The sequence below is a fragment of the Streptomyces vinaceus genome (assembly GCF_008704935.1).
GTDB lineage: Bacteria > Actinomycetota > Actinomycetes > Streptomycetales > Streptomycetaceae > Streptomyces > Streptomyces vinaceus.
The window spans coordinates 2430028-2456191 of the sequence record NZ_CP023692.1; the positions used below are offsets into that span (position 1 = coordinate 2430028).

26 protein-coding genes are annotated in these 26164 nt (G+C 71.0%); 8 read left to right on the forward strand and 18 right to left on the reverse strand.

Annotation, left to right across the window (positions count from 1 at the left end):
- Positions 1 to 12 precede the first annotated feature (12 nt).
- Entirely contained in the window at positions 13 to 1152 is a 1140-nt protein-coding gene (locus tag CP980_RS10520) for an ABC transporter ATP-binding protein (protein WP_132756821.1), read from the forward strand.
- Positions 1149 to 2021: an ABC transporter permease gene (locus CP980_RS10525; protein ID WP_150528045.1), complete on the forward strand. Its 873-nt coding sequence runs from the start codon at positions 1149 to 1151 to the stop codon at positions 2019 to 2021. The genes CP980_RS10520 and CP980_RS10525 overlap by 4 nt, the downstream gene beginning before the upstream one ends.
- 67 nt (positions 2022 to 2088) lie before the next feature.
- Here the strand turns inward: CP980_RS10525 and CP980_RS10530 are convergent, their stop codons facing one another.
- Positions 2089 to 2415 (reverse strand): hypothetical protein, encoded by a 327-nt coding sequence (locus CP980_RS10530; protein ID WP_053784706.1) that lies wholly within the window; start codon positions 2413 to 2415, stop codon positions 2089 to 2091.
- A gap of 240 nt (positions 2416 to 2655) precedes the next feature.
- Here CP980_RS10530 and CP980_RS10535 point away from each other — a divergent pair, with 240 nt between their 5' ends.
- Positions 2656 to 3675 (forward strand): LLM class flavin-dependent oxidoreductase, encoded by a 1020-nt coding sequence (locus CP980_RS10535; RefSeq protein WP_150528046.1) that lies wholly within the window; start codon positions 2656 to 2658, stop codon positions 3673 to 3675.
- A 56-nt stretch (positions 3676 to 3731) separates the two neighbouring features.
- Here CP980_RS10535 and CP980_RS10540 read toward each other — a convergent pair whose 3' ends face one another.
- Complete coding sequence (locus CP980_RS10540) at positions 3732 to 4124, reverse strand: SCO5389 family protein (RefSeq protein ID WP_030153794.1); 393 nt, start codon at positions 4122 to 4124, stop codon at positions 3732 to 3734.
- A gap of 220 nt (positions 4125 to 4344) precedes the next feature.
- Here CP980_RS10540 and nucS point away from each other — a divergent pair, with 220 nt between their 5' ends.
- Complete coding sequence (gene nucS / locus CP980_RS10545) at positions 4345 to 5016, forward strand: endonuclease NucS (protein WP_030857179.1); 672 nt, start codon at positions 4345 to 4347, stop codon at positions 5014 to 5016.
- A gap of 25 nt (positions 5017 to 5041) precedes the next feature.
- Here the strand turns inward: nucS and CP980_RS10550 are convergent, their stop codons facing one another.
- The 3 genes from CP980_RS10550 to CP980_RS10565 form a co-directional block, all read right to left on the reverse strand.
- On the reverse strand, positions 5042 to 7507 hold the full coding sequence (locus CP980_RS10550; protein ID WP_167535819.1) for an ATP-binding protein: 2466 nt from the start codon (positions 7505 to 7507) through the stop codon (positions 5042 to 5044).
- 188 nt (positions 7508 to 7695) lie between these two features.
- The gene (locus CP980_RS10560; RefSeq protein ID WP_054224709.1) at positions 7696 to 8019 is read right to left on the reverse strand and encodes an STAS domain-containing protein; all 324 of its coding nucleotides are present in this window, start codon (positions 8017 to 8019) and stop codon (positions 7696 to 7698) included.
- 172 nt (positions 8020 to 8191) lie between these two features.
- A complete protein-coding gene (locus tag CP980_RS10565; RefSeq protein WP_099889430.1) occupies positions 8192 to 9040 on the reverse strand; it encodes a 3-hydroxyacyl-CoA dehydrogenase family protein in 849 nt (282 codons plus the stop codon).
- A gap of 411 nt (positions 9041 to 9451) precedes the next feature.
- On the opposite strand from CP980_RS10565, the gene CP980_RS10570 reads away from it, so the two are divergent.
- On the forward strand, positions 9452 to 10024 hold the full coding sequence (locus CP980_RS10570) for a cob(I)yrinic acid a,c-diamide adenosyltransferase (RefSeq protein WP_132756811.1): 573 nt from the start codon (positions 9452 to 9454) through the stop codon (positions 10022 to 10024).
- A gap of 15 nt (positions 10025 to 10039) precedes the next feature.
- Here CP980_RS10570 and CP980_RS10575 read toward each other — a convergent pair whose 3' ends face one another.
- Positions 10040 to 10609 carry a hypothetical protein gene (locus tag CP980_RS10575; protein WP_150528048.1) on the reverse strand — a complete coding sequence of 190 codons (570 nt, stop codon included), beginning with the start codon at positions 10607 to 10609 and terminating at the stop codon, positions 10040 to 10042.
- A gap of 187 nt (positions 10610 to 10796) precedes the next feature.
- On the opposite strand from CP980_RS10575, the gene CP980_RS10580 reads away from it, so the two are divergent.
- From CP980_RS10580 to CP980_RS10590, 3 genes are all read left to right on the forward strand, one after another.
- Positions 10797 to 12014, forward strand: a complete 1218-nt coding sequence (locus CP980_RS10580) for a sensor histidine kinase (RefSeq protein WP_229906915.1) — start codon at positions 10797 to 10799, stop codon at positions 12012 to 12014.
- A complete protein-coding gene (locus CP980_RS10585) occupies positions 12011 to 12664 on the forward strand; it encodes a response regulator (protein ID WP_150528049.1) in 654 nt (217 codons plus the stop codon). The genes CP980_RS10580 and CP980_RS10585 overlap by 4 nt, the downstream gene beginning before the upstream one ends.
- Positions 12665 to 12832: 168 nt before the next feature.
- Positions 12833 to 14698: a glycosyl hydrolase family 18 protein gene (locus CP980_RS10590; RefSeq protein WP_189998466.1), complete on the forward strand. Its 1866-nt coding sequence runs from the start codon at positions 12833 to 12835 to the stop codon at positions 14696 to 14698.
- Between the two features lie 89 nt (positions 14699 to 14787).
- Here CP980_RS10590 and CP980_RS10595 read toward each other — a convergent pair whose 3' ends face one another.
- The 12 genes from CP980_RS10595 to CP980_RS10650 form a co-directional block, all read right to left on the reverse strand.
- Complete coding sequence (locus CP980_RS10595; RefSeq protein WP_030153784.1) at positions 14788 to 15234, reverse strand: DUF2550 domain-containing protein; 447 nt, start codon at positions 15232 to 15234, stop codon at positions 14788 to 14790.
- A 129-nt stretch (positions 15235 to 15363) separates the two neighbouring features.
- Positions 15364 to 15738, reverse strand: a complete 375-nt coding sequence (locus CP980_RS10600; protein WP_008738187.1) for a F0F1 ATP synthase subunit epsilon — start codon at positions 15736 to 15738, stop codon at positions 15364 to 15366.
- Positions 15739 to 15878: 140 nt separating this feature from the next.
- A complete protein-coding gene (gene atpD / locus CP980_RS10605) occupies positions 15879 to 17321 on the reverse strand; it encodes a F0F1 ATP synthase subunit beta (RefSeq protein WP_030857157.1) in 1443 nt (480 codons plus the stop codon).
- A complete protein-coding gene (locus CP980_RS10610) occupies positions 17321 to 18238 on the reverse strand; it encodes a F0F1 ATP synthase subunit gamma (protein ID WP_132756805.1) in 918 nt (305 codons plus the stop codon). Before CP980_RS10610 ends, atpD begins: the two co-directional genes overlap by 1 nt.
- A 20-nt stretch (positions 18239 to 18258) precedes the next feature.
- The gene (gene atpA, locus CP980_RS10615; protein WP_132756803.1) at positions 18259 to 19854 is read right to left on the reverse strand and encodes a F0F1 ATP synthase subunit alpha; all 1596 of its coding nucleotides are present in this window, start codon (positions 19852 to 19854) and stop codon (positions 18259 to 18261) included.
- Positions 19855 to 19986: 132 nt separating this feature from the next.
- Positions 19987 to 20802 carry a F0F1 ATP synthase subunit delta gene (locus tag CP980_RS10620; protein ID WP_123512516.1) on the reverse strand — a complete coding sequence of 272 codons (816 nt, stop codon included), beginning with the start codon at positions 20800 to 20802 and terminating at the stop codon, positions 19987 to 19989.
- The gene (locus tag CP980_RS10625) at positions 20799 to 21338 is read right to left on the reverse strand and encodes a F0F1 ATP synthase subunit B (RefSeq protein ID WP_030857149.1); all 540 of its coding nucleotides are present in this window, start codon (positions 21336 to 21338) and stop codon (positions 20799 to 20801) included. The genes CP980_RS10620 and CP980_RS10625 overlap by 4 nt, the downstream gene beginning before the upstream one ends.
- A 43-nt stretch (positions 21339 to 21381) precedes the next feature.
- A complete protein-coding gene (gene atpE / locus CP980_RS10630; protein WP_007266589.1) occupies positions 21382 to 21615 on the reverse strand; it encodes an ATP synthase F0 subunit C in 234 nt (77 codons plus the stop codon).
- A gap of 80 nt (positions 21616 to 21695) precedes the next feature.
- The gene (gene atpB, locus CP980_RS10635; protein WP_150528050.1) at positions 21696 to 22520 is read right to left on the reverse strand and encodes a F0F1 ATP synthase subunit A; all 825 of its coding nucleotides are present in this window, start codon (positions 22518 to 22520) and stop codon (positions 21696 to 21698) included.
- A gap of 225 nt (positions 22521 to 22745) precedes the next feature.
- Positions 22746 to 23183: a Cg1360 family ATP-synthase-associated protein gene (locus CP980_RS10640; protein ID WP_150528051.1), complete on the reverse strand. Its 438-nt coding sequence runs from the start codon at positions 23181 to 23183 to the stop codon at positions 22746 to 22748.
- 299 nt (positions 23184 to 23482) lie between these two features.
- Complete coding sequence (locus CP980_RS10645) at positions 23483 to 24805, reverse strand: MraY family glycosyltransferase (RefSeq protein WP_185091912.1); 1323 nt, start codon at positions 24803 to 24805, stop codon at positions 23483 to 23485.
- Between the two features lie 116 nt (positions 24806 to 24921).
- Positions 24922 to 26151: a serine hydroxymethyltransferase gene (locus CP980_RS10650; protein ID WP_150528052.1), complete on the reverse strand. Its 1230-nt coding sequence runs from the start codon at positions 26149 to 26151 to the stop codon at positions 24922 to 24924.
- Positions 26152 to 26164 lie beyond the last annotated feature (13 nt).

Below are 26164 nucleotides of genomic sequence, written 5' to 3' on the forward strand. Positions count from 1 at the left end.
AGAGGCAGAGCAATGATCGAGGCTGTCGGCCTGACCAAGCGCTACGGCGCCAAGACCGCCGTCGACCAGCTGTCCTTCCAGGTCAGGCCGGGTCACGTGACGGGATTCCTGGGGCCGAACGGCTCCGGGAAGTCCACCACCATGCGCATGATCCTCGGCCTGGACCGTCCCACGGCGGGCAGCGTGACGATCAACGGCCTGCCCTTCCGGCAGCTGCCGAACGCCCAGCGGCACGTCGGGGCCCTGCTCGACGCCAAGGCCGTGCACGGCGGCCGCCGGGCCCGCAGGCACCTGCTCTCCCTCGCCCAGCTCTCCGGCATCCCGGAGAAGCGCGTGGACGAGGTGCTGGCCGTCGTCGGCCTCCAGGACGTCTCCCGGCAGCGTACGAAGGGCTTCTCGCTCGGCATGGGCCAGCGGCTCGGCATCGCCGCCGCCCTCCTCGGCGACCCCCAGGTCCTGCTCTTCGACGAGCCGGTCAACGGACTCGACCCCGAGGGCATCCTCTGGGTGCGCACCCTGATGCGCCGGCTCGCCGCCGAGGGCCGCACCGTGTTCGTCTCCTCACACCTGATGAGCGAGATGGCGCTGACCGCCGACCACCTCATCGTGATCGGCCGCGGCCGGCTGCTCGCCGACATGGGCACCCAGGAATTCATCGCGCACAACTCGGCCGGATTCGCGCGGGTGCGCGCGGCCGACAATGATCACGGTGGCCGGGATGCACTGGGTGAAGCCCTGACCAAAGCCGGCGGCCGGGTCCTCCAGGAGCCCGAGGGGACACTGCGCGTGACCGGGCTGGAGCTCCCCCGGATCTCCGACCTCGCCCACGAGGCCGGCGTACGGCTGTGGGAGCTGTCCCCGCACCGGGCCTCGCTGGAGGAGGCCTACATGCGGATGACCCAGGCCGACGTGGAGTACACCTCCACCGAGGACCCGCGCGCCGAGCTCTGGGAGCCGGAGCCGCTGACCGTCCCCGCCTGGGAGGACGAGCTCCGGACGCCGGAGGTGCCGCGGGGAGCCTTCTTCGCTCCCCCGCCGCCCGGCGCGGGCGGGCAGCCCTTCCTGATGCCCGCCGACCCCGGCGAGCTCGCCGGCGCCGACCGGACCGCCGCCCAGAACACCTCCAAGGACACCCGCGAGGACACCCGATGACCGGCCCCAAGAGCCCCGCGCGCCCCACGACCGGTACGAGCGCCGCGAGCTCCTCGGACAACCGCCCGAAGAGCTACAGCTCGCCGCTGGAGACCCCCCGGCCCCACCTCGGGCACGCCGTGGCCTCCGAGTGGACGAAGATGATCTCGGTGCGCTCGACCGTGTGGACGCTCGGCTCGCTGGTGCTGCTCGTCGTCGGCATCGGCGTGCTGGCCGTCGCCGAGACGCGCGCGACCGACTTCCAGGAGGTGCCGCTCACGGCGCCCGCGCTGTTCGGGCTGCTGGTGGGACAGATCTCCGTGATGGTGCTCGGCGTCCTGACCATCAGCTCCGAGTACGGCACGGGCATGATCCGTACGACGTTCACCGCCGCCCCCGACCGGGCGCGGGTGCTGACCGCGAAGTACCTCGTCTTCGCCGGCGTCGCCTTCGCCGCCGTCGCCGGGTCGGTGGCGGCCGTGGGCCTGGCCTCCGCGATCCTGCGGGGCGGCGCGGGCGCCGGTGCGCACGGCGGCGGCGAATGGGCCCGGGCACTGGCCGGCTGCGTCTACGTCACCCTGCTCGGGGTCCTCGCCCTCGCGGTCGGGGCCATGCTGCGGCACTCCGCCGGAGCGATCGCGGTGATGCTGGGGCTGGTCACGCTGCCGCCGGTGGTCGGGGGGATGCTCAGCATGTGGGAGACGCTGGCCCCGCTCGGCAGCGTCATCCTGCGGTACAACGCCCCGGTCGCCGTGATGGGGCTGTTCGGCCTGCCGAACGCCGACACCGGGAACGCGCCCGGAAGCGCCCTCCAGCTGCTGCTGATCGCGCTGGTGACGGGGGCCGCGGTGGCGGGCTCCTACGCGGTGGTCGGCCGCCGCGACGTGTGATCCGTACGCGGGAGCCGGTACCGGTGCCGGGCCGGTGCTGGTGCCGGTGCCGGTGCCCGTACCGGGGTCAGTACTTGGGGGCGTTCCTGGACCGCTGCACCCTGGAGGTGCGGCGGTCCTTCGCGTTCCAGCAGGCCTTGTGCCAGTGCCGGCGGTCGTCCACGCCGCCGTACTCGGGCCAGGCCACCAGGTGCGGGGTGCCCGAGGGGATCTCCTGGTCACAGCCGGGGCAGCGGTAGCGCTTGCCCGCCGCGCTCGCGCCCGCGACGTGCCGGACCTTCCACTCCTCGCCCTGGTACTCCTCCGTGCGCTCCAGCCCGAACCGGTCGAGGCCGGTGCTGGGGCGTTCGTCCGGGGTCTCGCCGCCCCTGGGGCGGTTGTGGCGCGGTGACACGTATACCTCACGTAGGGGCGAACGGAAGTGACTTTCTCCCAGACTACGCGCAGCGAGGCCGGGTACCCGCAGGGTGGCTGACAGAGGCGGCCGGAGGTGACGCGCCCGCAGTCGGGTGGCCTGACTATCCCAATAACTTTCGTGTCAGGCCGTGCCTTTGGCACGTGTCAGACGTTGTTGCCATCAGATGAACCGGTCCACCTGGGGGAGGCCGCGTCAGCCACGAGGAGGGTAAAGGCGATGCGTGTAGGAGCGTTTGTACTGGCGGCCCAGTTCCCGGGCCAGGGGCAGGGGGAGGCGCTGCACCGGGCGGTGCGGACCGCGGAGGTGGCCGAGGAGGCGGGGCTGGATTCGGTGTGGCTCGCCGAGCACCATTTCGTCCCGTACGGGGTGTGCCCCTCGGCGGTGACCCTGGCGGCCCTGCTGCTGGGGCGGACCCGGCGGCTGCGGGTGGGCACGGCGGTGAGCGTGCTGCCGAACACGCATCCGGTGACCCTCGGGGAGCAGGCGGCGCTGCTGCACCTGACCTCGGGCGGCCGGTTCACGCTCGGGGTGGGCCGGGGCGGGCCCTGGGTGGACCTGGAGGTGTTCGGCGGGGGCCTGGACTCCTACGAGAAGGAGTTCCCGGAGGGGCTGGACCTGCTGCGCCGCTGGCTGGCCGAGCCGCGGGTGGCGGCCGCCGGCGAGCGGTACGGGTTCCGCGAAGTGGCCGTCGTACCGCGCCCGTCGGAGGCGCTGGACGGGGACGGATCAGGGCCGGAAGTGATCGTCGCGTGCACCTCGCCCGCCTCGGTGCGCCTGGCCGCCGAGCGGGGGCTGCCCATGCTGCTGGGCATGCACTGCGGGGACGAGGACAAGGCGGAGATGGTGGCGCTGTACCGGCGTACGGCCGCGGCGGCCGGGCAGGACCCGCACGCCCCGCACGTGTCGGCGGGCGTGTGCCAGCTGGCGGACCGTACGGCGGACGCCCGCGAGGCCCTGCTGAAGGCGATGCCGGGCTGGTTGAAGCAGGGGCTGGACGCGCACGTCACGGTGGACGGCCGGGAGCGGGCGATGCGGGACCCCGTCGCCTACACGGAGCTGCTGTGCGCCCTGCACCCGGTGGGCACCCCGCGGATGGCGGCGAGCCGGCTGGCGGCCACCTCGGAACGGACGGGCATCACGCGGTTCGCACTGCTGGCGGAGGGCTCCGGGGACCTCGCCGCGACGGAGGAGAACGTACGGCGCCTCGGCGCCGAGGTCCTGCCCCGTCTCGGTTGAGGCTGCCGCCCCGGTATCACCTCCCCCGATACGGAGCGGCAGCGGAGTACGGTCGGTCAGCAGTCCCGGAGCTCGGGCGACTGGTTGAGCAGCTGGCCGCGGATCGAAGTGAACTTGGCGAGCCGGTCGTCCGACGAGGGATCCAGCGGGAACACGGCCACCCGGTGGCAGTTCTGGAACGCCAGGCGCACCCCGAAGTGGCGCTGCAGCGCACCACGTATCGCGTCACTCGCGAGAGCGCGCAGCAGCTGGCCACGCGCCTGCTCGTCGGGCGGCGGCGTCTGGTTGTCGGCGAACTCTCCGCCGTCCACCTTCAGCTGGGCCACCAGCGAGCTGATCATCTCCCATGCGAAGGGCAGGGAGGTCCGGACGCAGTCGACGAAAGCGGCTTCGTCGACCTCGCCTCGCTCGGCCTGTTCGAGTAGGGCCGGTGAGACGTCGAGCGACATGGGTTCTCCTCTCGCGACCCCGGCGGTTCGGGTTGCCGGAGTCTTACGGGCAGGGAAGGAGGCCGCGACGCAGAGTGCACGCTCCGCCACCTCCCGCTCACCACGGTAGGCGCCCCATGGGTGGCGCACCAGGAGAATGCGCATACAACGCGCCATCGGCGAACGGGGCTTTCGGGGGCGAATCGCGTGCAGGCCCGCTCGTCGAGTAGCGTTGCCGACCATGCGTCTCGTCATTGCCCGCTGCTCCGTCGACTACGCGGGCCGGCTCACCGCCCATCTGCCCTCGGCACCCCGTCTGATCCTCGTGAAGGCCGACGGCAGTGTCTCGATCCACGCGGACGACCGGGCGTACAAACCGCTCAACTGGATGTCGCCCCCCTGCACCCTCAAGGAGGGGAGCGGGGATGAGGCCGGCGTCTGGACGGTCGTCAACAAGGCGGGCGAGAAGCTCATCATCACCATGGAGGAAGTCCTCCACGACTCCTCCCACGAGCTGGGCATCGACCCGGGCCTGATCAAGGACGGCGTCGAAGCACACCTCCAGGAGCTCCTGGCGGACCGCATCGAAACGCTGGGCGACGGCTACACGCTGATCCGGCGGGAGTACATGACGGCGATCGGGCCGGTGGACATCCTGTGCCGGGACGCCTCCGGCGCGACGGTGGCCGTGGAGATCAAGCGGCGGGGCGAGATCGACGGCGTCGAGCAGCTGACCCGCTACCTGGAACTGCTGAACCGGGACCCGCATCTGGCGCCGGTGCGCGGCGTTTTCGCGGCCCAGGAGATCAAGCCCCAAGCCCGCGTTCTGGCCACGGACCGGGGCATGGACTGCGTGGTCCTGGACTACAACGCCCTGCGCGGCATCGAGGACGACAAGCTCCGCCTGTTCTGACGGACGGCCGCGGCCCCCGCCGGCGCTACAGCGTCGCCGTCGGGCTGGCCGGTGTGGTCGTCGTGGTGGGGGTCGGATCCGGCGTCGTGGGCGGCGTCGTCACCGGGTCCGGGGACGGCGGCTTCGGGTTGTCCGGGGACGGCGGCCTCGGACCGTCCGGGGACGGCTTCTGCGAAGGCGGCGGGGTGACCGGCTTGCGCGACGGGGGCCGCGGCGGCTGGTTCGGGTCCGGTGTCAGGGTCGACGCCGGGGAGCCCGGGGCCGGGTCTTCGGGGGCCACGGTTCCCGGGCCCGCTGCAGGATCGTTCCCGCTCTGGTCCGTCACGCCCGGCGCCGACGCCCCCGGAGTCGGCGTGGAGGACACCGCCGGGCCGTCCTCACCCGCCGGGCTCCGCGGATCGTCCGGGCCCGACATCGCCAGGGCCATCACCGTGCCCAGCGCCACCACCGTCAGCGCCCCCGCCGCGGCCAGCAGCGCGGGCTTGCGGCGCGGGCGCGGGCGGGTCGCCGGCGCGGTCGCGTAGGCGGTCGCGGGCGCCGCCTGCGGCGCGGGCTTCGGCGTGAGGGGGAAGGCCTCCTCGAACACCTCGGTGAGGCTCGTCGGGGAATCCGAGCGGCCGATCACCGCCGCCACGGGGGTCACGGCCGCCAAGGGCGTCGTGGGCGCCACGGGGGTCACGGGCGTCGTGGACGCCGTGGACGTCACGGGCGGCGCCCCGGGCGCGGCCACCGGCATCACGGTCGTGACGGCCTCGGCGGATCCACCGCCCGGCGCGGGCGCCGGCGGCTCCAGCCGCAGCGGCGGCGAGACCTCCACCCCCGCCTTCTCGCGGTCGGCGACCAGCGCGAGCGCCCTCCGCCCCGCCACCGTGCCCCGCTTGTCGGCGAGTGCGCCCTTCAGGCCTATGGAGGCCTCCAGTTCGGCCCGCGCCCGGTCCAGGCGTCCCTCGCACAGCGCGAGTACGCCGAGCTCGTGGTGGAAGTACGCCTGTTCCGCGACCTCCCCGGCCTTGCGCGCGGCCTCGGCGCCCGAGCGCAGCACCCGCTCCCACGCCTCCCAGTGCCGCGAGGCCGCGAACGCCGGGGCCGCGGTGCGGGCCAGCAGTACGGCGGCCACCACGTCCGCGCCGGCCAGCGCGGCCAGCACCGCGTCGGCCTCCGCCGCGACCCGCTCCGGGGTCACCGAGGCGTGCCCGGTCCACCAGGCGTAGTGGCGGGCGGCCGTACGGGCCTCCTCCGCGGCGGTGTCCCCGTACCCGGCCTCCTCCAGCTGCCGCAGCACCCCGGCGGCCAGCCGGTAGCGGGTGCCGACCGGGGTGAGCAGTCCGCAGCCCAGCAGTTCCGCGACCGCCGCGTCGGCGTGGGTGTCCCCCACCAGCGCCGGGAGGTGGGCGTGGTGCGGGAGCTCCCCGCCCAGCGCGCTCGCGATCCGCAGCGCCGCCCGCGCCGACTCGCTGACCCGGGAGGCCAGCAGCTCGGCGGGGGCCGCGCCCTCGGCCAGCGTGGGCAGCGCCACGAACTCGGCGTCGCGCGGCCGCTCGTCGAAGACCCCGGGCTCGTCGTGCTCGTCCTCGGCCCAGGTCCGGTTCCGCTCGTCGCGCTGGCGCAGCAGGGCCGCCGCCTGGACGAAGCGCAGCGGGAGCCCCTCGGAGGCGAACCGCAGGTCTCCCGCCCAGGCGGTCTCCTCCTCCGTCAGCGCCCGGCCCGTGCCCGCTTCCAGCAGCGCCACGCAGTCGGCCCGGTCGAGGCCGCCGAGGAAGACCTCTTCCAGGTGCGAATCGTCGGAGGGGGCGCGGGTCTCGGGGGTGGCGGCCAGCAGATAGGCGCACTCGGGGGTGGCGCGCAGCAGTTCGTCGAGGGCGGCGCCGCCCATCTCCAGGTCGTCGAGGAGCACGATGGCGCCGATGTCCCGTACGCGGGCGAGGAGTTGGGTCCGCTCGGGGCGCTCGCGGGGGGCCTCGTACACGGCGTCGTACAGCGCGTACAGCAGCTCGCCGGGCTGCTGGTGCCCGTACCCGCTCAGCCGGACGACGCCGTCGGGCGCCAGTCGCCCGCAGTCGGCGGCGACCGCGTCGAGCAGGGAGCTGCGGCCGGAGCCGGCGGGTCCGGTCAGCCGTACGGAGCGGCCGCGGCCCAGCAGTCGTACGAGGCGCTCCCGCTCCTCGTCGCGGGCCATGAGCGGCGGGAGGGGGGCGGCGGGGCCGGGCAGGACGGGCGGCCGCGCCGCGGCGTCCCGGGCGGCGCGGGCGGCGGCGTCGCGCTTGGCGGGGGCGCTGCCGCCGGTGCCCGGGCGGCGCGGCTCGATCTCGCTGCCGTCGACGGGGTTCACGGTGAGCGTGAAGTCCCCGGCGGTGAGGGTGACGATCCGCGCGACGGCGGCGGGCGCGGAGCCCGCGGCGGCCGGGGCGGGCGCCTCGGCAGCCGTCGCGGCGGGCACGGGCGCCGCCGCGGGCTGCTCCACCGGTTCGGGCTGCCCCTGCGTGCGGTCCATGACCTTGTCCCCCGATCGCGCCCTGCGCCGTAGCCGTCGTGTCGTACCGTCCGGCCTGCGCACATTCCGCTGTCGCTACGGGTCCGGTTTCCGCCCGACCCTAGACGGGCCCGGTCGCGCACGGAACCGCAGGGGTGCCATCACCACCGGACCGTTACGTTTCCGCAGAAGGGTAGACGGTGGCCGGTTCAGACCCGCGGGAGGGATTCCGCTTCCAGCCCGCCCTCGATCGCGAGGATGCGGTGCAACCGGGTGGCGACGAGGAGGCGCTGCATCTGCGGCGGCACTCCGCGCAGGACGAGGCGGCGGCCGGTCCGGCCGGCCCGCCGGTGGGCTCCCATGATCACGCCGAGTCCGGTCGCGTCCCAGGAGTCGAGCCCGGTGAGGTCCAGCACGAGGTCGCCGTGGCCGTCGTCGAGGGCGGAGTGGAGGGCCGTACGGGCGTCCGCCGCGCTGCGCACGTCGAGGCGGCCCCCGACAGCGAGTTCGGCGTGGTCGCCCCTGATGTGCATATGTGCTCCCGGCAGTCCTGGGTACGGGTACGTAGGGATCCGACTGGCCCGCGGTCGGCAACTCTCACTGCATCTGACTGCCGTTCCGGCAGCGAGGTTGCCGACCGTGAGCGAACCGATACCTAATTCACCCGTGCGGGTGCGGATATTCGAACTGGCGCTCAGTGTCGCCTCAGTGCTTGTAGAAGCCCTGACCGCTCTTGCGGCCGATGTCGCCGGCGTCCACCATGCGGCGCATGAGCTCCGGCGGCGCGAACTTCTCGTCCTGGGACTCGGTGTAGATGTTGCTGGTGGCGTGCAGCAGGATGTCGACGCCGGTGAGGTCGGCGGTGGCGAGCGGCCCCATGGCGTGACCGAAGCCCAGCTTGCAGGCGATGTCGATGTCCTCGGCGGAGGCCACGCCCGATTCGTAGAGCTTCGCGGCCTCGACGACCAGGGCGGAGATCAGACGGGTCGTCACGAAACCGGCGACGTCGCGGTTGACGACGATGCAGGTCTTGCCGACGGACTCGGCGAAGGCGCGGGTGGTGGCGAGGGTCTCGTCGCTCGTCTTGTAGCCGCGGACGAGCTCGCAGAGCTGCATCATCGGGACGGGCGAGAAGAAGTGCGCGCCGACGACGCGCTCCGGACGCTCCGTCACGGCCGCGATCTTGGTGATCGGGATGGCGGAGGTGTTGGACGCGAGGATCGCGTCGTCCCGTACGAGCTTGTCGAGCGCGCGGAAGATCTCGTGCTTGACCTCCAGCTTCTCGAAGACGGCCTCGACGACGATGTCGGAGTCGGCGACCGCGTCGAGGTCGGTGGTGGTCGTGATGCGGGCGAGCGCGGCCTCGGCGTCCTCGGCCGTCATCTTGCCCTTGGAGACGAACTTGTCGTACGAGGCCTTGATGCCGTCCGTGCCGCGGGTCAGCGCGGCGTCGGTGACATCACGCAGTACGACGTCCCACCCCGCCTGAGCGGAGACCTGAGCGATTCCGGAACCCATCAGTCCGGCACCGATGACGGCGAGCTTCCCAGCCACTGCACACCCCACGTTCTTCCATACGGCCCAGTCTCGTAGCCTCTCCGGCGGAGACTAGCGCCAGCGGGGGGTCGTGTGACCGCGAAGTAACACGCGTCACGTCTCAACTGACGGACATCACACCGTCCGGCCGAGAACCCGTGCACGGCCCGAGAGTTCACCCGCCGGTGGCGGCGCAGCGGCGGCCCGGCTCACGCAGCCCTTCCAGTTCCCGCCGCGCGCCGGGCAGATGGCCCAGGCCGACGGCCATGGCACCGCGCCCCGCGAGGTAGTGGGCGTCCGCCCGGCCGGCGGCGTCCGCACCCGGCAGCGCGCAGACCGCGGTCCTGCGCCGCGCCCCCGCAGGACGGTACGCCGTGCAGCGGCGGCCTCGCCCGGAATTTCTCCGGCGCGCCCGTCTACGCTGGCCGCATGGTGAACCTCACGCGCATCTACACCCGTACCGGCGACAAGGGCACGACCGCCCTCGGCGACATGAGCCGCACGGCCAAGACCGACCTGCGGATCTCCGCCTACGCCGACGCCAACGAGGCCAACGCGGCCATCGGCTCGGCGATCGCCCTCGGCGCGCTGCCGGAGGATGTCGTGAAGGTCCTGGTACGGGTACAGAACGACCTCTTCGACGTCGGCGCCGACCTCTGCACCCCGGTGGTCGAGAACCCCGAGTTCCCGCCGCTGCGCGTCGAGCAGTTCTACATCGACAAGCTCGAAGCGGACTGCGACACCTTCAACGAGCAGCTGGAGAAGCTGCGCAGTTTCATCCTCCCCGGCGGCACCCCCGGCGCGGCCCTCCTCCACCAGGCCTGCACGGTGGTCCGCCGCGCCGAGCGCTCCACCTGGGCGGCCCTGGAGGTGCACGGCGAGGTGATGAACCCGCTGACCGCCACCTACCTGAACCGTCTCTCCGACCTCCTCTTCATCCTGGCCCGTACGGCCAACAAGGAGGTCGGGGACGTCCTGTGGGTGCCGGGCGGCGAGCGCTAGGTCGAAGGACACGGCCTAGCGGTCGGCCCGCACGGACTCCTCCTGCGGCTGCCCGGCCGGGGCCTTGCGCGGCCACAGCGTGTAGGTGGCGGCGATCACGGCGTGGATGCCGAGCACCCGCAGGGCGGCGTACTGCCAGCTCTCCAGGGCCTCGGTGTCGGCCGCGCCGCCGGCGTACCAGATCGCGGCCTGGAGCAGTCCGAGCGCGACCGCCGCGCCGGCCAGCGTGCGCAGCCACAGCTTCCACTCGTGGACCGCCCTGGCCTTCCCGTACGCCGGGCCGGGCGGCTTGGGGCCCCCGGCGAGGCGGTACGCCGCGTGCCGGTCGAGCCACTTCACCGTGTAGTGGCCGTAGCCGACGGTGTAGCCGATGTAGAGCGCGGCCAGGCCGTGCGTCCAGCTCGGCTCGCCCCCGTTCCTGAGGTCCACGGCGGTGGCCACCAGCAGGGCCAGCTCCAGCAGCGGTTCGCACAGCAGGACCGCCGCCCCCAGCCTCGGCATCTTCGCCAGGTAGCGCAGCGCCAGTCCGCCGGCCAGCAGCACCCAGAAGCCGACCTCGCAGGCGATGATCAGTGCGACGAGCACCGGTTCCTCCCTTCCGTTGCCGTGAGCGACCTTCCGGCAACCACGGGATCCAGCCTCCCGCCCGATCCGCGCCGCTTCGTCGTCGCCGGTGACGAACCGTGACTGCATCCTTCGGTGTAGTGCCGCCCCGCCCGGCCTCCGCCCCGGCGGCGACGCCCCGCCCTCCTCCACCCTGTTGGATGGGACCGTGACCGTGACCCCGACCCAGCCGGACCCGGCCGAACGCGCCAAGACCTTCCGCCCGCACCGCGACGACGTCCTCCTCGCGGTGCTGAGCGTGCTCGCGGGCCTCCTGCTGTGGTCGCTCGGCCTCTACAGCACGAACAACCGGCACTTCTTCCCCCCGTGGGCCGCCCTGGTCCCCCTGCTCGCGCTCGGCCCGATGGAGCTGCTGCGGCGCACGGCGCCCCACACCACGCTGGCCGTCGGCACCGCGGGGGTGATGGCCGACCAGTTCACCGTGGGGAACCTGGGCACCGTCCTGATCTTCACCGACCTGATGTACGCGGCCGTCGTCTACGGAAAACCCGCCATGGCCCGGCGGCTCCCGGTCACGACCGGCCTGATCACCATCGCCGTCACCATCGCCTCGGTCGCCTGGCTGCGCACCCCGCAGGCCCTGATGATCGGCGTGATCACCGGAATCGTCAGCTTCGGCCCGGCCCTGACGGGCGCCACTCTGCGCAACCACCGCGAGGCCGCCGAGGCCGCCCGGCTGCGGGCCGAGCAGACCGCGCTGCTGGCCGAAATGGACCGCAGCCAGGCCGTCGTCGCCGAGCGCGCCCGGATGGCCCGCGAGCTGCACGACATGGTGGCCAACCACCTCTCGGCCATCGCCATCCACTCCACGGCCGCCCTCTCCATCGACACCGCCGAGACCAGCCGGGAGGCGCTCGGGGTGATCCGGGAGAACAGCGTGCAGGGGCTGGCCGAGATGCGCCGGCTGATCGGGCTGCTGCGGGACGCGGGCGCGGAGCAGGAGGCCGTCGCGACGCCCTCCCTGGACGGGCTCGACGCCCTCCTGGAGCAGGCCCGCGCGAGCGGCGCCGCGAGCGGTCTGGACTTCGCGCTCCGGGACGACCGGCCGCCCGGGGAGCCGCTGCCGGCCCCGGTGGAGCTGGCGGCGTACCGGATCGTCCAGGAGTCGCTGACGAACGCGCTCAAGCACGCCTGCCCCGGGACGGTCCGGGCCCGCGTGACGCGCGCGGACGGGCTGCTGACCGTACGGGTGGAGTCCCCGTACGGGGACCGGCCCGGCCCCCGCGCCCCGGGCTCGGGGGCCGGGCTGATCGGCATGCGGGAGCGGACGGAGCTGCTGGGCGGGGAGTTCTCGGCGGGCCGGACGGGATCGGTGTGGCTGGTGCGGGCGGAGCTGCCCGCGGAGGAGAAGGCGGTGACCGGATGAGCATCCGGGTGGTGGTGGCCGAGGACCAGAGCGCGGTACGGGCGGGGCTGGTGCTGATCCTGCGCAGCGCCGGCGACGTGGAGGTCGTGGGCGAGGCTGCCGACGGGGAGGAGGCGGTGCGCCTGGCGCGGGAGCTGAGGCCCGACCTCGTCCTCATGGACGTGCAGATGCCGCGGCTGGACGGGGTCTCGGCGACCCGGCAGGTGGTCGCGGAGGGGCTGGCCGACGTCCTCGTCCTGACCACCTTCGATCTGGACGAGTACGTCTTCGGGGCCCTGCGCGCGGGAGCGGCGGGCTTCCTGCTGAAGAACGCGGACGCGGCCGAGCTGATCGGGGCGGTACGGACGGTCGCGCGCGGGGAGGGCCTGATCGCCCCGGCGGTGACCCGGCGGCTGATCGCCGAGTTCGCGGCTCCGCGGCCCGTCAAGGCTGCGGTCGCCCCGGAGACGGCCGCGGCGGTGGCCTCGCTGACGCGGCGGGAGCGGGAGGTGTTCGGCGCCCTGGGCGAGGGGCTCTCGAACGCGGAGATCGCGGTGCGGCTGGAGATGGCGGAGGCGACGGTGAAGACGCACGTCAGCAGGTTGCTGGGGAAGCTTGAGCTGCGCAGCCGGGTCCAGGCGGCCGTGCTGGCCCAGGAGTTGGGCCTCTAGAGGCGCACCGGAGCGAAGGTCTGGACCTCTTGACGGTTGGTCCAGACCTTTCTACGCTCGCGGCAACTGTGGTGAGCGTGCCATGACAAGCGTGCTCACGGGCGGCGCAGGTCCCATCCCCAGTCCCGGTCGGCCCCACGACCGGGACGGACCTACGGAGGAGCACCCTTGAGCACAGCACGCGCAACCGGTACGGCACCCCCACCCCGCACGCGACTGCTGCGAAGGCTCGCCGCGAGCGTGGCCGCCTTCGCCCTGCCCATCGCCGGGCTCGTGGCCCTCGCCGGCCCGGCCGAGGCCGCCGCCTCCGCGACGGCCACGTACACGAAGGTCTCCGACTGGGGCACCGGCTTCGAGGGCAAGTGGACGGTGAAGAACACCGGCACCACCACCCTCACGAGCTGGACCGTGGAGTGGGACTACCCCTCCGGCACCACGGTCACCTCCGCCTGGGACGCCACCGTCACCAGCTCCGGAACCCACTGGACCGGCAAGAACGTCGGCTGGAACGGCACCCTCGCCCCCGGTGCCACGGTCAGCTTCGGCTTCAACGGCGCCGGCTCCGGCGCCCCCGGCGGCTGCAAGGTCAACGGCGGCTCCTGCGACGGCGGCTCCAACCCCACCGACAGCCCGCCGTCGGCCCCCGGCACCCCCACCGCCAGCGGGGTCACCGACACCTCGCTGACCATCGGCTGGGCCGCCGCCACCGACGACAAGGGCGTCAAGAACTACGACGTCTACCGCGGCGGCGCCAAGATCGCCACGGTCACCGGCACGAGCTACGGCGACTCCGGGCTGACCAAGGGCACGACGTACACCTACAGCGTCGTCGCCCGCGACACCGCCGACCAGACGGGCCCGGCCTCCGGCTCCGTCTCCGTCACCACGACCGGCGGCGGCACCACTCCCCCGGACCCGGGCGGCAAGGTCAAGCTCGGCTACTTCACCGAATGGGGCGTCTACGGGCGCAACTACCACGTGAAGAACCTGGACACCTCGGGGACCGCGAGCAAGATCACCCACATCAACTACGCGTTCGGCAACGTCCAGGGCGGCAAGTGCACCATCGGTGACGCCTACGCCGACTACGACAAGGCCTACACCGCCGACCAGAGCGTCGACGGCGTCGCCGACAACTGGGACCAGCCGCTGCGCGGCAACTTCAACCAGCTGCGCAAACTGAAGGCGAAGTACCCGAACATCAAGGTGCTGTGGTCCTTCGGCGGCTGGACCTGGTCCGGCGGCTTCGGCCAGGCCGCGGCCAACCCGGCCGCCTTCGCCGACTCCTGCTACAGCCTGGTCGAGGACCCGCGCTGGGCGGACGTCTTCGACGGCATCGACATCGACTGGGAGTACCCGAACGCCTGCGGGCTCTCCTGCGACACCAGCGGCGCCGCCTCCCTGAAGAACGTCCTGTCGGCGCTGCGCGCGAAGTTCGGCAGCAGCAACCTGGTCACCGCGGCGATCTCCGCCGACGGCTCCAACGGCGGCAAGCTCGACCTCGCCGACTACGCGGGCGCGGCGCAGTACGTCGACTTCTACAACGTCATGACGTACGACTTCTTCGGCGCCTGGGACGCCAAGGGCCCGACCGCCCCGCACTCCCCGCTCACCTCCTACACCGGCATCCCGATCGCCGGCTTCAGCTCCGAGGCCGCGATCACCAAGCTCAAGGGCAAGGGCATCGCCGGCTCGAAGCTCAACCTCGGCATCGGCTTCTACGGCCGCGGCTGGACCGGAGTCACGCAGGCCGCCCCCGGCGGCACCGCGACCGGGCCCGCCCCGGGCACGTACGAGCAGGGCATCGAGGACTACAAGGTCCTCAAGAACAACTGCCCGGCCACCGGCACCGTCGCCGGCACGGCCTACGCCAAGTGCGGGAGCAACTGGTGGAGCTACGACACCCCCGCCACCATCGCCGGGAAGATGAGCTGGACCAAGCAGCAGGGCCTCAGGGGCGCCTTCTACTGGGAGTTCAGCGGCGACACGGCCAACGGCGAGCTCGCGAACGCGGTCCACACCGGGCTCCAGTAGCCCCCGCCTGCCGGCCCCGGTGAACGACGAAGCCGGGGAGACGGGTCCGCCCCCCGTCTCCCCGGCTTCTGCGCGTCCGTGCCGAAGGCTCAGGCCACGTTCACCCTCTGCCCGGGGGGCGCCGCCTCCAGCCAGGCCAGGAAACCCGTCAGCGCGTCCTCGCTCATCGCCAGCTCCAGGCGGGTCCCCCGGTGGAGACAGCCGAGCACGACGGCGTCGGACAGCAGCGCCAGCTCCTCCTCGCCCTCGGGGGCACGGCGGGCGACGACCTCGATGGAGGACCGCTCCAGCAGCCGGCGCGGGCGCGGGGAGTACGAGAAGACGCGGAACCACTCGATGCGGTCACCGCTGTAGCGGGCGACCCCGTACACCCAGCCCTTGCCGGAGATGTCGGGCTCCTCGGAGACCCCCCAGCGCAGGCTGCAGTCGAAGGTGCCGCCGGAGCGCTGGATCAGTCTGCGGCGCAGCCCGAACACAAACAGCCCGATCACCACCAGGGCTACGACCAGGCCGCTCACAAGCAGAGCGAGGAGCATCTTCACCGACCTCCTCGCTCATCGAATACCGCAAAACGAAAAACGACCTGCATCGCCTCAGCCGCGACCCGGTCTGGAAAATTCCAGACCGGACCGCGGCTGAGGTCTCAAACCTGTTCGGTACGGGGCTCAGTGCCCCGTGACCGCGCGCAGCCGGACATCGGCGCGACGCTCGGCGGCCGCATCGGCCTCCGACTTCGCGCGCTCCAGTGCCCGCTCCGCCCGCTGGACGTCAATCTCGTCAGCGAGCTCGGCGATCTCGGCCAGCAGGGACAGCTTGTTGTCCGCGAACGAGATGAATCCGCCGTGCACCGCGGCGACGACAGTGTTGCCCTCGCTGGTACGGATGGTCACCGGGCCCGATTCCAGCACACCGAGAAGCGGCTGGTGACCGGGCATGACGCCGATGTCGCCGGACGTGGTGCGGGCGACGACCAGGGTGGCCTCGCCGGACCAGACATTGCGGTCCGCCGCGACCAGCTCGACGTGCAGCTCAGCAGCCAAGGTGGCTCCTCGGGTCACCACCCGGCGGGTCAGCCGGGTGTTGGGTCAAATTCTAATGGGCGTGGGGAGAGGGACGGGACACACCCGCCCCTCTCCATGGGTCCTTCGGACCCGGAGCGCTCCGCGGGGAGCGCGCCGGATCAGGAGACGCCCAGCTCCTTGGCGTTGGCCTTCAGGTCCTCGATGCCACCGCACAGGAAGAACGCCTGCTCGGGGAAGTGGTCGTAGTCACCGTCGCAGATCGCGTTGAACGCGGTGATCGACTCGTCGAGCGGAACGTCCGAACCGTCCACGCCGGTGAACTGCTTGGCGACGTGGGTGTTCTGCGACAGGAAGCGCTCGACGCGACGGGCACGGTGGACAACGAGCTTGTCCTCCTCGCCCAGCTCGTCGATACCGAGGATCGCGATGATGTCCTGGAGGTCCTTGTACTTCTGCAGGATCCCCTTGACGCGCATCGCCGTGGCGTAGTGGTCCGCCGCGATGTACCGCGGGTCGAGGATGCGGGACGTCGAGTCCAGCGGGTCCACGGCCGGGTAGATGCCCTTCTCGGAGATCGGACGGGAGAGAACCGTCGTCGCGTCGAGGTGGGCGAAGGTGGTGGCCGGCGCCGGGTCGGTCAGGTCGTCCGCGGGGACGTAGATCGCCTGCATCGAGGTGATCGAGTGACCGCGGGTCGAGGTGATGCGCTCCTGCAGCAGACCCATCTCGTCAGCCAGGTTCGGCTGGTAACCCACGGCGGACGGCATGCGGCCCAGAAGGGTCGACACCTCCGAACCGGCCTGGGTGTAACGGAAGATGTTGTCGATGAAGAAGAGCACGTCCTGCTTCTGCACATCGCGGAAGTACTCCGCCATGGTCAGACCGGCCAGGGCGACGCGCAGACGGGTGCCCGGGGGCTCGTCCATCTGGCCGAAGACGAGCGCCGTCTTGTCGATGACGCCGGAGTCGGCCATTTCCTCGATGAGGTCGTTGCCCTCACGGGTACGCTCACCGACGCCCGCGAAGACCGACACACCGTCGTGGTTGTTGGCGACGCGGTAGATCATTTCCTGGATCAGAACGGTCTTGCCGACACCGGCACCACCGAACAGACCGATCTTTCCACCCTTGACGTACGGGGTGAGAAGGTCGATGACCTTGACGCCGGTCTCGAACATCTCGGTCTTCGACTCGAGCTCGTCGAAGCGGGGCGCCTTGCGGTGGATCGGCCAGCGCTCGGTGACGTTGGCGTTCTCCTCCGGGTAGTTCAGCACCTCACCCAGGGTGTTGAAGACCTTGCCCTTGGTGAAGTCACCGACGGGGACGGTGATGCCCTCGCCCGTGTCGGTCACCGGGGCCTGGCGGACCAGGCCGTCGGTCGGCTGCATCGAGATGGTACGGACGAGGCCGTCACCCAGGTGCTGCGCGACCTCAAGGGTCAGGGTCTTCAGCGCGCCGTCCTCGGCCGGGTCGGCGACCTGGACCTTCAGCGCGTTGTAGATGTCGGGCATCGCGTCGACGGGGAACTCCACGTCGACGACCGGGCCGATGACCCGGGCGACGCGGCCCGAGGCGGCGGCCGTCTCAACAGAGGTCGTCATTACTTGTCACTCCCCGCGGTCGCGTCGGCCATGGCGCTGGCGCCACCGACGATCTCGCTGATTTCCTGGGTGATTTCGGCCTGGCGGGCCGCGTTGGCAAGCCGGGAGAGGCTCTTGATGAGGTCTCCGGCGTTATCGGTCGCCGCCTTCATCGCGCGGCGGCGGGCGGCGTGCTCGGAAGCGGCCGACTGCAGCAGTGCGTTGTAGATACGGCTTTCGACGTAGCGCGGCAGAAGGGCGTCGAGGACGTCCTCCGCCGACGGCTCGAAGTCGAACAGCGGAAGGATCTCGCCCTTCGTACCGCTCTCCTCCGCAGCCTCGTCGAGGCTGAGCGGCAGCATCCGGCCGTCGACCGGGTTCTGCGTCATCATCGACACGAATTCCGTGTAGACGATGTGCAGCTCGTCGACGCCACCCTCGGCCGTCTCCGTCTGGATGGCTTCGATCAGCGGCTCCGCGACGCGCTTGGCGTCGGCGTAGGCCGGGCTGTCGGTGAAGCCGGTCCACGAATCCGCGACCTTGCGCTCGCGGAAGGCGTAGTAGGCCAGACCCTTACGGCCGACGATGTAGGTGTCGACCTCCTTGCCCTCGCCGCGCAGCCGCTCGGTGAGCCGCTCCGCCTGCTTGATGGCGTTGGAGGAGTAGCCGCCGGCCAGACCGCGGTCGCTCGTGATGAGCACGATCGCGGCCCGGGTCGGCTGCTCGACCTCGGTCGTCAGGGCGTGCTTGGTGTTCGAACCGGTCGCCACCGCGGTCACCGCACGGGTGAGCTCGGTCGCGTACGGCATCGACGCCGCAACCTTGCGCTGCGCCTTGACGATGCGCGAGGCGGCGATCATCTCCATCGCCTTGGTGATCTTCTTGGTCGCCGTGATGGCACGGATGCGACGCTTGTAGACCCGGAGCTGCGCTCCCATGAGTCAGGTCCCTTCCGTCGTCACTTGGAGACGTTGACGGCCGGTGCGTCCTCGCCCAGGAGCTTGCCGTCCGAGGTCTCGAACTGGCGCTTGAAGCCGGCGATGGCGTCCGCGATGGAGGACAGGGTGTCGTCCGACATCTTGCCGCCGTCCGCGATGGAGGTCAGGAGGTCCTTGCGCTCACGGCGCAGGTGCTCCAGCAGCTCCGACTCGAAGCGACGGATGTCGTTCACCGGAACGTCGTCCATCTTGCCGGTGGTGCCGGCCCAGACGGAGACGACCTGCTCCTCGACGGGCATCGGCTGGTACTGGCCCTGCTTCAGCAGCTCGACCAGGCGCTTGCCGCGCTCCAGCGCGGCCTTCGACGCGGCGTCCAGGTCGGAACCGAAGGCGGCGAACGCCTCCAGCTCACGGTACTGGGCGAGGTCCAGACGCAGACGGCCGGAAACCTGCTTCATGGCCTTGTGCTGGGCCGAGCCACCGACGCGGGAGACCGAGATACCGACGTTCAGCGCCGGGCGCTGGCCCGCGTTGAACAGGTCGGACTCCAGGAAGCACTGGCCGTCGGTGATGGAGATGACGTTGGTCGGGATGAACGCCGACACGTCGTTCGCCTTGGTCTCGACGATCGGCAGACCGGTCATCGAACCGGCGCCCATGTCGTCGGAGAGCTTCGCGCAGCGCTCCAGCAGACGGGAGTGCAGGTAGAAGACGTCACCCGGGTAGGCCTCGCGGCCCGGCGGGCGGCGCAGCAGCAGCGACACGGCGCGGTAGGCGTCGGCCTGCTTCGACAGGTCGTCGAAGATGATCAGGACGTGCTTGCCGGCGTACATCCAGTGCTGGCCGATGGCGGAGCCGGTGTACGGCGCCAGGTACTTGAAGCCGGCCGGGTCGGACGCCGGGGCGGCGACGATCGTCGTGTACTCGAGCGCACCGGCGTCTTCCAGGGCGCCGCGAACGGACGCGATGGTCGAGCCCTTCTGGCCGATGGCGACGTAGATGCAGCGGACCTGCTTGTTCACGTCGCCGGAGCGCCAGTTGTCGCGCTGGTTGATGATCGTGTCGACGGCCAGAGCGGTCTTGCCGGTCTGACGGTCACCGATGATCAGCTGACGCTGGCCACGGCCGACGGGCACCATGGCGTCGATGGCCTTGTAGCCGGTCTGCATCGGCTCGTGCACCGACTTGCGGACCATGACGCCCGGAGCCTGAAGCTCCAGGGCGCGACGGCCTTCGGTCGCGATCTCGCCGAGACCGTCGATCGGGTTGCCGAGCGGGTCGACGACACGGCCGAGGTAGCCCTCGCCGACGCCGACGGAGAGCACCTCACCGGTGCGCTGCACCGGCTGGCCCTCCTCGATACCGCTGAACTCGCCGAGGACGACCGCACCGATCTCGCGCTCCTCGAGGTTGAGGGCGAGACCGAGGGTGCCGTCCTCGAACTTCAGCAGCTCGTTCGCCATGGCGGAGGGCAGGCCCTCCACCTTCGCGATGCCGTCGCCGGCAACGCTGACCGTTCCGACCTCCTCGCGCGAGGCCGCGTCCGGCTGGTACGACTGGACAAAGTTCTCCAGTGCGTCCCGGATCTCCTCCGGCCGGATCGTGAGCTCCGCCATCTGGGTTCCCTGCTCTCCTTGTTGGGCCTGAAGCTTCTTAGGGGTCTGGGGGCGACCCCCAGGAATCTTCTGCAAGTTCTGCACGGCCCAACCGGGCCGCTAGGAATGCTTTTGTTCTGTTGCTGGCTGAGGTCAGCCGGCCATGCGGCGGGTCGCCTCGGCGAGGCGGTCCGCGATGGTGCCGTCGATGACCTCGTCGCCGACCCGCACCGTGATCCCGCCGAGGACCGCGGGGTCCACGTCGAGGTTCAGGTGCATCTGGCGGCCGTACAGCTTGGCCAGCACCGCGCCGAGACGCTGCTTCTGCACGTCGCTGAGCGGAACCGCGGTGGTCACGGTGGCGACCATGCGGTCACGGCGCTCGGCGGCGAGCTTGGAAAGGGACTCCAGTCCCGCTTCCAGGCTACGTCCACGCGGGTGCGTGACGAGACGCGCGACCAGACGCTCGGTGACGGCGTTCGCCTTGCCGCCGAGCAGGCTGCGCAGCAGCTCGTTCTTGGCGGAGGCGGTGGCACCGCGGTCGGTCAGTGCGGCACGCAGCTCGGTGTTCGAGGCGACGATCCTGCCGAAGCGGAAGATCTCGTCCTCGACGTCGTCGAGCGCGCCACCCTGCTGGGCCGCCGTGAGGTCGGCGGTGGCCGCCAGCTCCTCCAGCGAGTCCACCAGGTCGCGGGACTGCGACCAGCGGGACCGGGCCATGCCCGACACCAGGTCGAGGGCCTCGCCGCCGACCTGGGAGCCCAGCAGCCGGCCGACCAGCTCGGCCTTGGCCTCGCCGGACTGCGCCGGGTCCGTGATGACCCGACGCAGCGAGACCTCACGGTCGAGCAGCGCGGTGACGGCTGCCAGCTCACCGGCGAGCTTCGCCGCGTCGACGGACGTGTTGTCCATCAGCGCGTCGAGACGCTCGCGCGCGGAGGCCAGCGCCTCGCGGCTCGCTCCGTTCATCGGGCCGCCTCGGCCTTCTCCTCAAGCTCGCTGAGGAAGCGGTCGATCGTGCGGCTCTGGCGGGCGGCGTCCTCAAGGGACTCGCCGACGAGCTTGCCGGCCAGGTCGGTGGCGAGCTTGCCGACGTCCTGGCGCAGCGCCTGAGAGGCGGCCTTGCGGTCGGCCTCGATCTGGGCGTGGCCGGCAGCGATGATCTCCTCACGCTGCCGCTGGCCCTCTGCGCGCAGTTCTTCCTTGAGCGCAGTGCCCTGCTCCAGCGCTTCCTGGCGCAGGCGCGCGGCCTCGTGCCGGGCTTCGGCGAGCTGGGCCTTGTACTGCTCCAGCACGCTCTGGGCCTCGGTCTGAGCGGCCTCAGCCTTCTCGATACCGCCCTCGATCTGCTCGCGACGCTCGTCCAGAACCTTGTTGATGTTCGGGAGGAGCTTCTTCGCGAGGAAACCGAAGACGATGACGAAGGCGATCAGACCGATGACGAGCTCGGGGATCGGCGGAACGAGCGGGTTTTCCGTCTCGGCCGCGAGAACCAGGAGGTTCACATCAGTGCCTTTCGTCTAATGGACTGTTCGTCGAGACCGAAGATCAGGAGCTCGGGTAGACGAACGGCATGACCAGACCGATGAGGGCAAGCGCCTCACAGAAGGCGAACCCGAGGATCTGGTTGGCGCGGATCAGACCGGCAGCCTCGGGCTGACGGGCGAGGGCCTGGGTGCCGTTACCGAAGATGATGCCGACGCCGACGCCGGGGCCGATGGCCGCGAGACCGTAACCAACAGAGCTGAGGGAGCCGGTGACGGCGGCAAGGGTCTGGGACATGCCAGTTCTTCCTTCTCTTTCACGGACCGGTGGGGGTTGGCCACCGGACGAATGGGGGCTGAGCGGGAGCGGGGCCTGGCTCAGTGGTGCTCGGCGAGCGCGCCCTGGATAAAGCTGCAGGCCAGTAGCACGAAGACGTACGCCTGAACCGCCTGGATGAAGAGTTCGAAAGCGGTCATGACGATGACCATGATGAACGAGACGCCCGCGTAGGCGATCCCGATCCCGTTCAGCAGGTACCAGCTGGCGATGGTGAACAGCAGCAGCAGGGTGTGACCAGCGAACATGTTCGCGAACAGTCGGACCGCGTGGGTGAACGGGCGCACCAGGACGTTCGAGAAGAACTCGATCACCATGATGAGCGGCAGGACGCCACCCAGGCTCTTGTCGTAGCCCGTCAGGTTCTTGAATCCGCCGACGAAGCCGTGACGCTTGAACGTCACCGACATCCAGATGAAGTAGACGATCAGCGCGAGCGCCGCCGGGTACGCGATGATCGCGGTCACCGGGAACTGGGCCACGGGAACGATCGACCAGACGTTCAGGACCCAGACGAAGAAGAACAGCGACACCATGAAGGGGACGTACTTCTCGCCCTCCTTCTTGCCCAGCGTCTCGTACACGATGCCGCGGCGCACGAAGTCGTAACCGGCCTCGGCGACCATCTGCAGCTTGCCCGGTACGACCTTCGGCTTCCGGAACGCGGCCCAGAAGAAGGCGACGATGATCACCGAGCCCAGGAGGGCCAGCAGCATCGGCTTGTTGAAGTACGCACTGGTGGTGCCGGCTTCGCCCCACAGCGGCTCGAAGAGGAACGAGTGCAGGCCCGGGCCGGGGAAGCCACATCCGTCGAAGATGTGACAGTCGGTCTCGAAAGCGAGCACCTGCGTCAGGTCAGCACTCACCGCGGGCTCCTTCAGCGTGGCGCATAGGTACGGCAACCTCGTTGTGTCGGCGCGGCGCACAGCCGCTGTTCGGCACTGGACTGGTGTTACGGGTGTGGGGGCGGCGATCAGGCATCGAGCCTCGCGATGGAACAGGCGTCAGCTCAGATGCCCGCGCCCGCAATGCCGCAGTTGGAACCGGACGATAGCAGCATCTCGAACGCGCGCTTATCCCGGCCCTACCCCTCACGACTTCGGCCCCGAATTTTCGGGCTTGTCGCCCTTCGTCGAGTCCGGTTCTACGTACAGGATCTTGGCCTTCATGTGAGCACGCGTCTGTGCGCCGATCCACACCAGGGTGGTGGCGACGAGCGTGATCGCGAATGCACGGGGGTTGAACAGCGTCGTGTTCTTGAACACGGCGAGAAAGACGAAGAGCAGCAGGATCTGGGCCGTGTAGAGCATGAGCCCCATGGCCTGGAACAGGTGCGGCAGCGATTTCGCGGTGCGTTGCAGAACCACGAATCCGATGCCCATGAACAGCATCACCAGCAGCGTGGCGATGACGGCCCCGAGAGCCCCCTTGCCGCCTGTCACCACCGCGCTGATGACGGCGGCGAGAGCGCCGGCGACAGCCGTGGGTACAGCGGCGTGCAGAAGGGATCGGACGTCATCAGACCGCATGGCGGGTTGCTCCGCGTGGTGGTGGGGGCACGGACTCGTACGGGACTCGTACTACGGGGACTCGTACGGGACGAGCGTAAGCCCGGTCCGAGATCGAACCTCGGGCCGATGGGCCGTCGCACTACGGTCCTTCGGCTCTGTCGCCGGGTTTAGTGAACGGTATCACAAACTATTTGATGAGAGCTTTACCCACCGAGTGTGCCGACTGTCACACATGAGAGCTAACCCGCCCGTGTGTGCGCGACAAGCCCTCATTGTGTGTGGTAAAGGCGGTTCATGTCCGACATGTACCGGGGGCGTCAGCGCGCCGACTCGGCCTTACGCCGGTCGGGGAAGCGCGAACGGGGGCCTACCGCGGTCGCTCCGTTGACGCCCGAGACTCCGACCCGGATCGGCCCGACGGACTCCGGCTCCCGGCCCGAGGCATCCAGCGCGGCCGCCTCGGCGGCGCGCTCGCGGTGCCGGTAGCGCGGAGGCACGAGGCCCTCGGCCCAGCGCGGGGCGCGCGGGGTGAAGCGCGGCAGGAGCAGCAGTACGAGGCCGGCCGCGCTCAGCCCGACGATGGCGAGCACGATCCACATCGAGGCGGAGTGCACCGAGTACGCCACCGCGCCGAAGGCGATCAGCCCCGACCAGAAATACATGATCAGCACCGCGCGGCTGTGCGAGTGCCCGAGCTCCAGCAGCCGGTGGTGCAGGTGCCCGCGGTCGGCCGCGAAGGGCGACTGGCCCTTCCAGGTGCGCCGCACGATGGCCAGGACCAGGTCCGCCATCGGGATCGCGATGATCGTCAGCGGGAGCAGAAGCGGAATGAAGACCGGGAGCATCGCGTGCGTCGCGTTGCGCTCACCGCCGGCGAACAGGGCCATGGTGTCCGGGTCCACCTGCCCGGTGATCGAAATCGCCGCGGCGGCCAGAACCAGGCCGATGAGCATCGATCCGGAATCGCCCATGAAGATCCGGGCCGGATGCATGTTGTGCGGCAGGAAGCCGAGGCACATCCCCATCAGGATCGCGGCGAACAGGGTCGCGGGGGCGGCCGCCTCGATCCCGTACCCGAACCAGATCCGGTACGCGTAGAGGAAGAACGCGGCGGAGGCGATGCAGACCATGCCGGCGGCCAGGCCGTCGAGTCCGTCCACGAAGTTCACCGCGTTGATGGTGATCACGACGAGCGCCACGGTCAGCAGGTTGCCCTGCCACTGGGTCAGCGACACGTTGCCGATGCCCGGGACGGGGATCCACAGGATGGTCAGCCCCTGGATGACCATCACACCGGCTGCGATCATCTGCGCGCCGAGCTTGATCAGGGCGTCGATCTCGAACTTGTCGTCGAGGACGCCGATCAGCCAGATCAGGGCGGCCCCGGAGAGCAGCGCCCGCGGCTCGTTCGACAGCTCGAAGACGCCGTTGAGGTTGTGCAGGTGGTCCGCGACCAGCAGCCCCGCGCACAGCCCGCCGAACATCGCGATGCCGCCGAGCCGCGGGGTGGGCTCGCGGTGCACGTCGCGGGCGCGGATCTCCGGCATCGCACCGGCCGCGATCGCGAACTTCCGCACGGGCCCGGTGAGCAGGTAGGTCACCGCGACCGTGACGCAAAGCGTCAGCAGATATTCACGCACGGGCTGCCCCAGATGTATCGCCGGCCATCTCAGCCCCACACATTAGCTGCGATGTACCCCTCACCGAGGACGCGAGGGGGCGCTATCCCGGTTGCGGTACGCCCCGCTTGTCCCCCTTACTCCCCGTACGGGGGAAATCCGCGCGTCAGCTCGGCCACCTCCGCGCGGGTGTTCGCGCCTTCCCCGCGCAGCGCGGCGGCAAACAGCGCGGCGATGCGGGTCATCTCGGGCTCCCCCATGCCCTGGGTGGTGACGGCCGCCGTGCCGAGCCGGATCCCGCGCTGGTCCCCGTACGGGAGGGCGCAGGTGTCCAGCACCACCCCGGCGGCGGCGAGCCGGCCGCGCGCGGTGGGGCCGTCCACGCCGAGCGGCGCCGGGTCGGCGGTGATCAGGTGGGTGTCGGTGCCGCCCGTCGTCACCGCGAAGCCGTGCGCGGCGAGGGCGTCGGCCAGCGCCCGCGCGTTGGCGACCACCCGGTGGGCGTACGTGGTGAACGCGGGGGCCGCGGCCTCGCCGAAGGCCACGGCCTTGGCGGCGATCGTGTGCATCTGGGCGCCGCCCTGGGTGAAGGGGAAGACGGCCCGGTCGATCCGCTCGGCGAACTCGGCCCCGCACAGGACCATCCCGCCGCGCGGACCGCGCAGCACCTTGTGCGTCGTCGCGCAGACGATGTCGGCGTACGGGACGGGGCTGGGGGCGGCCCCGCCGGCGACGAGCCCGATCGGATGCGCGGCGTCCACGATGAGGTGGGCCCCGACCTCGTCGGCGATCTCCCGGAACACCGAGTACTCGGGGTGGCGCGGGTAGGAGATCGAGCCGCAGACGATGGCCTTGGGGCGGTGCATCCGGGCGAGGCCCTGCACCTGCTGGTAGTCGATCAGGCCGGTCTCGGCGTCCACCCCGTACCCGACGAAGTCGAACCAGCGGCCGGAGAAATTGGCGGGCGAGCCGTGCGTGAGGTGGCCGCCGTACGGAAGGCCCATCGCGAGGACGGTGTCCCCGGGCCGCAGCAGGGCGGCGTACGCGGCCAGTACGGCGGCGGAACCGGAATGCGGCTGCACGTTGGCGTGCTCGACCCCGAACAGCGCGCGGGCCCGCTCGACGGCCAGCCCTTCGGCGAGATCGGCGTACTCGCAGCCGCCGTGGTAGCGGTGGCCCGGGTAGCCCTCGGCGTACTTGTTGGCGAGCGCCGAGCCGAGGGCCGCGAGCACGGCGGGCGAGGTGAAGTTCTCGGCGGCGCTCAGCTGCAGCGTGATCGCCTGGCGCTGCGCCTCCCCCGCGAGCACGTCGGCCATCTGCGGATCCTGCCGGCGCAGCAGGTCCGAGGGCGGGGTGATGACGCTCATGGCGCGGCTCCAG

Coding starts and splice junctions, on each gene's coding strand:
- CP980_RS10520 (WP_132756821.1), top strand. CDS start 13: ATGATCGAGGCTGTCGGCCTGACCAAGCGCTACGGCGCCAAGACCGCC.
- CP980_RS10525 (WP_150528045.1), top strand. CDS start 1,149: ATGACCGGCCCCAAGAGCCCCGCGCGCCCCACGACCGGTACGAGCGCC.
- CP980_RS10535 (WP_150528046.1), top strand. CDS start 2,656: ATGCGTGTAGGAGCGTTTGTACTGGCGGCCCAGTTCCCGGGCCAGGGG.
- CP980_RS10540 (WP_030153794.1), bottom strand. CDS start 4,124: ATGTCGCTCGACGTCTCACCGGCCCTACTCGAACAGGCCGAGCGAGGC.
- nucS (WP_030857179.1), top strand. CDS start 4,345: ATGCGTCTCGTCATTGCCCGCTGCTCCGTCGACTACGCGGGCCGGCTC.
- CP980_RS10550 (WP_167535819.1), bottom strand. CDS start 7,507: ATGGACCGCACGCAGGGGCAGCCCGAACCGGTGGAGCAGCCCGCGGCG.
- CP980_RS10560 (WP_054224709.1), bottom strand. CDS start 8,019: ATGCACATCAGGGGCGACCACGCCGAACTCGCTGTCGGGGGCCGCCTC.
- CP980_RS10570 (WP_132756811.1), top strand. CDS start 9,452: ATGGTGAACCTCACGCGCATCTACACCCGTACCGGCGACAAGGGCACG.
- CP980_RS10585 (WP_150528049.1), top strand. CDS start 12,011: ATGAGCATCCGGGTGGTGGTGGCCGAGGACCAGAGCGCGGTACGGGCG.
- CP980_RS10595 (WP_030153784.1), bottom strand. CDS start 15,234: ATGCTCCTCGCTCTGCTTGTGAGCGGCCTGGTCGTAGCCCTGGTGGTG.
- atpD (WP_030857157.1), bottom strand. CDS start 17,321: ATGACGACCTCTGTTGAGACGGCCGCCGCCTCGGGCCGCGTCGCCCGG.
- CP980_RS10610 (WP_132756805.1), bottom strand. CDS start 18,238: ATGGGAGCGCAGCTCCGGGTCTACAAGCGTCGCATCCGTGCCATCACG.
- atpA (WP_132756803.1), bottom strand. CDS start 19,854: ATGGCGGAGCTCACGATCCGGCCGGAGGAGATCCGGGACGCACTGGAG.
- CP980_RS10620 (WP_123512516.1), bottom strand. CDS start 20,802: ATGAACGGAGCGAGCCGCGAGGCGCTGGCCTCCGCGCGCGAGCGTCTC.
- atpE (WP_007266589.1), bottom strand. CDS start 21,615: ATGTCCCAGACCCTTGCCGCCGTCACCGGCTCCCTCAGCTCTGTTGGT.
- CP980_RS10640 (WP_150528051.1), bottom strand. CDS start 23,183: ATGCGGTCTGATGACGTCCGATCCCTTCTGCACGCCGCTGTACCCACG.
- CP980_RS10650 (WP_150528052.1), bottom strand. CDS start 26,151: ATGAGCGTCATCACCCCGCCCTCGGACCTGCTGCGCCGGCAGGATCCG.